Annotated in this window: 3 protein-coding genes; 2 read left to right on the forward strand and 1 reads right to left on the reverse strand. The window is 36.2% G+C overall.

Translation table 11 applies throughout. From position 1 onward, the window contains the following. Positions 1–577 precede the first annotated feature (577 nt). On the reverse strand, positions 578–1813 hold the full coding sequence (locus GQR46_RS17140; RefSeq protein WP_165741689.1) for a helix-turn-helix transcriptional regulator: 1236 nt from the start codon (positions 1811–1813) through the stop codon (positions 578–580). A gap of 198 nt (positions 1814–2011) precedes the next feature. Between GQR46_RS17140 and GQR46_RS17145 the strand changes: the two genes are divergently transcribed. Together GQR46_RS17145 and GQR46_RS17150 are read left to right on the forward strand one after the other, a co-directional pair. Further along, a complete protein-coding gene (locus tag GQR46_RS17145) occupies positions 2012–2572 on the forward strand; it encodes an outer membrane beta-barrel protein (protein WP_231613035.1) in 561 nt (186 codons plus the stop codon). Between the two features lie 549 nt (positions 2573–3121). Continuing rightward, complete coding sequence (locus tag GQR46_RS17150; protein WP_165741693.1) at positions 3122–3640, forward strand: GNAT family protein; 519 nt, start codon at positions 3122–3124, stop codon at positions 3638–3640. Positions 3641–3969 lie beyond the last annotated feature (329 nt).

The raw sequence follows: 3969 nt of genomic DNA on the forward strand, positions 1-3969 counted from the left end.
GACAAGTGCTAGCTAAACACTCATCAAGAAGAGATACAAGGTTGGGTCGAGCGTAGCGAAACCCAACAAACCTGCAATACCCACGCCCCCAATAACCCGTATTATATATTTGAAAACGTAGGTCGGATAAGCGAAGCGCCATCCGATACAGTAACGTATTTGAGTTTCGGCGAATATAAACAGCTAATTAATTATGATGTATGAAGTCAAGATTTGACCCTTATGGTTAGACCCAGTAACGTATTTGAGTTTCGGCGAATATAAACAGCTAATTAATTATGATGTATGAAGTCAAGATTTGACCCTTATGGTTAGACCCTTATGGTTATAAGTGCATAGTCGATTTACTTTGTAATTTCTTTGGTCGGAAAAAACATATAAGATCAAAATCGGCTGTGCACTTCAACCGTTTTTTAAACTAACTTATTGATTTATATCATCAAATTGTGGGGGTTCGTCAGGGCTTGACCCCCTTTGGTTTTGTTTGACCGGAACTTTCTAATGGGTGACCCCTTTGGATTTTTTACGATTTGATAAAATAATTTTAACTAACTCTCGATAAAGAGGGAATACTAGCTTAGCTTAGCTTAGTTAACCATGGCTGCCAAAGCGGAAGTGAGAGCTGGGTTAGTGTGTTTTCAATATGTGTTAATTTTTCAGATGCCTCGAGCATCTCACTTTGCTCTATATTTATTAAATAAAGCTGATATACAGCAAAGGTGTTAGGGACTGTAGCCGTGTTACAAATTTTGTTTAGTGCGTTTAAAGAAACCGCGAACTTTGAACTGTTCCCAGTTTTTCGGTAAATAAATAATGAGATACACAACAAGCTCGGTAGTGCAATATCTTCGTCACTAACTAAGGCAATGCTCTGCGCTATAAGTTGCTCTGCAAGTACATAGTTTGCATTTGTGCAATGAATAGCGGCTAAGTATCCTTTTGATACCGCAACACAGCGATTATACCCAGATAGATTGGCTACGTTTAGTGATTCAGCGCAAAATATATACGCTAATTCAATATCGCCTTGTAACAAATAACACGCGCCGAGCAGCTGTAAAGCGGTACTCTTAAATAGATTCTTTTCTATTGAATCGGTTGTTATATCACATTCGTTTAAGCATAAATTAGCTGATTGGATTGCAGCGTTTATATCACCAGAATATAAATAGAAAAGTGCATTTGTGCTGTAATAGTGAGCCTTCTCTTGGTTCGCGTGTTGTAATGTGGCATTACATATTACTAAGTAATGGTGTGATCTTTTAAACTCACAAGAAAATAGTAAAGTAATTGCAGTGCCTAAATTAGCAGAAAACACTAACGGAAGATCATTCACTTTAATTGCTTTATTAAGGCCTTTATCAAAATATTGTAGTGCTTTTTCATATTGACGATGAATAAGCGCGGCATAACCAAGTTTAATATAGAAGTTGGCCACAATAGCGCTTGGTAATGCGGAGTGAAATGTTGATTTAATTAAAGAAATAGCGAGCTTAATCTTACTGCTCATCATTAGTTCATACAAAAGCCCATCGTTATGCAATTCATTTACTAAAATATCTCGGTTCTCTTCACTCGGGTAAATATCCACTTCTGAACGGGCAATCAAGCTTCCTTTTTCACAATTTAAAGCACTCGCAAGCTTATTTAAATTACTCAGACGTATTCTTGTAACTGAGCCATTAAGCCATCGAGTAAGGGTTTTTTCGCTTACACTTATTTGATTGGCAAGCCATAAATGTTTTATCGATTGCTCTATTATATATTGCTGTAATTGCCCTCGATTTAGAAGGGCAGTTTTTGAGTTGTTCAATTTTCACTCTTGTAATTCGGTATTAAATATTTACGGCTTAGGAGGGATTTCAATTTTGACGAAAGGTTTCCTAACGTAATACTTAAAATGTCCGGTTATGTCCGTGGATTAATTTAGGCACACTTAATATCATATATTGAACACACCCTTGAAGCAACAAAGTGCCTTTTTAAGGTCAACTCAATATTGGATAATAAAATGAAAAAAACAATCTCACTTAGTGCATTCACATTGTTAATGAGTAGTTTTACTACACATGCCAATGAGGCTCAAATAAGAATGGGCGTTGAGCTTGGTACGGGAAAAATAAAAGTAGATAAAGATTTTGCAATTTTAAGCGAAGATTTTGATACTGGCGGATTCTCACTTGGTTATGTACTCGGTTATAAATTTGGAAATAATGTAGTCACAGAAGCTAACTTAGCCTATACATCAAGTGATGGATTATTTGGTACTCTAGATAGCTATGAAACGTATGAATTTAAGGCAATGATAGGATATTCATTTGATTTAGCAACGCACTTTAGGGTTGTGCCAATGGTGGGGTTATCGCGCTGGGAATTAGACACGAGAGAAGGCTTTTTTTTAAACCCAGGCCCTGAGGCAAAGGAAGAATTCACAGGAACTGACTTTACTTATAAAGTAAGATTTGAAGTACCGTTGGGTGATCTGGTTTTACTTTCACTTTCGTATGCGAGTACTGAAGTTGAGTTTGGCCGAAATGAAACAACTCAATTGGGTATATTATTTGAGTTTTAAAGTTCGTAACTAAAAAGCAAAAGGGCTCACCCATTAGAAAGTTCAGGTCAAGCAGGCAGCAGTGTTTTCTTGAACTTTTTATTCAAAAACCAAGTGTTCTTATTATTCAAACTCAATTTAAATATGACTACGCCCCCAGTAATGACGTCGATTGGTGTGAATATGCACCTTGGTTTGAATAAAGAACGCCATATGAATTTAGGCAGTTTAATTAAGGCCCTTGGCTTTCGCCTCAGTCATCGTTTAGTACCAATGTCAGTCCAGTTTCTGGCTGTGTTTACACACTGCGCTGTAACAAGACTGCCCTAGGGTCAAATCTTGACTCCATACATCAAAATTATGGATCGCCTAGTTATCCCTCGTTCATGCTCTTACTTAATCAAAGTTTGAGTAAATAACGTAAAAAAACGTTGCCCTAGAGTAGTACTTTTCTGTATCTTTTTACTAGCTCAAAGGCTATTCAGTCCTTAAATAAGTTTGGGGCTACTTAATAGTGATCTTTAGCTTTAAACTTACAACTATAAAATCAATACTCACAAGGAAGAGCACTTGCATATTCAAATTGCAGAACACATTAAATTAGCTCCTTTAGTGGAAAGCGATGCTGCGGATATTTTGAAGACTGTTAATTTAAGTCGGGCAAGTTTAGGTGCATTTTTGCCTTGGGTAGAAGGGGTAAACAATATTGAATCAGCTAAAAAGTACATACTCGACAGAGTAAACAGCGGGCTAAATGGCTCGCGGTGGTTTAAAATTTATTATAAAGATAATCTGAGTGGTGTTTTTGCAGTTAAGTCTATTTGTCCTGATTTGAATATAGCGGAACTTGGTTACTGGTTAAGTAGTGATGCACAAGGCAACGGTATTATCAGTCAAGTAATCGCAAGATTGCCAAGCATACTTAAAAACACAGGCGCTAAAGTCATTGAGTTTAGATGCTTAGAACAAAATGAAGCTAGTATTAAAATTGCTTTAAAATTAGGTGCGAGTTTAGTTAGTACAATTCCAAACTTTGTATCGGTTGATAATACACTACAACAACTTAATATATACCAAGTGACTTTGTGAATAACCCCACGTACTAGACTCTCCAGTAATAACTCCGTCTACTTAATTACTTTTCTCATCAATTTCTTTCCCGCAATTATAACAATCGTTAGTGGGAAGCTTATAACTAGAAATAGAGCGCATTACTTGGTTTTTCTTGCAGGCAGGGCAGGCGTAATTAATTACAGAGATTATAAGCGCAATAGTAAAAACGAAACTACCGATATAAAACGGGTTTGAGTAAAATTGCATACTTGGCTCTGAAAAATTAAAACCGATAATACAGATGATTAAGGCAGTTAAATAAAGTTTAAATTTTAGGCTTTTATTCAAGATTTAAATATCCAATT

Origin of the sequence: Pseudoalteromonas sp. Z1A6 (genome assembly GCF_011378745.1) — a bacterium.
In the GTDB taxonomy this organism is placed as follows: domain Bacteria; phylum Pseudomonadota; class Gammaproteobacteria; order Enterobacterales; family Alteromonadaceae; genus Pseudoalteromonas; species Pseudoalteromonas arctica.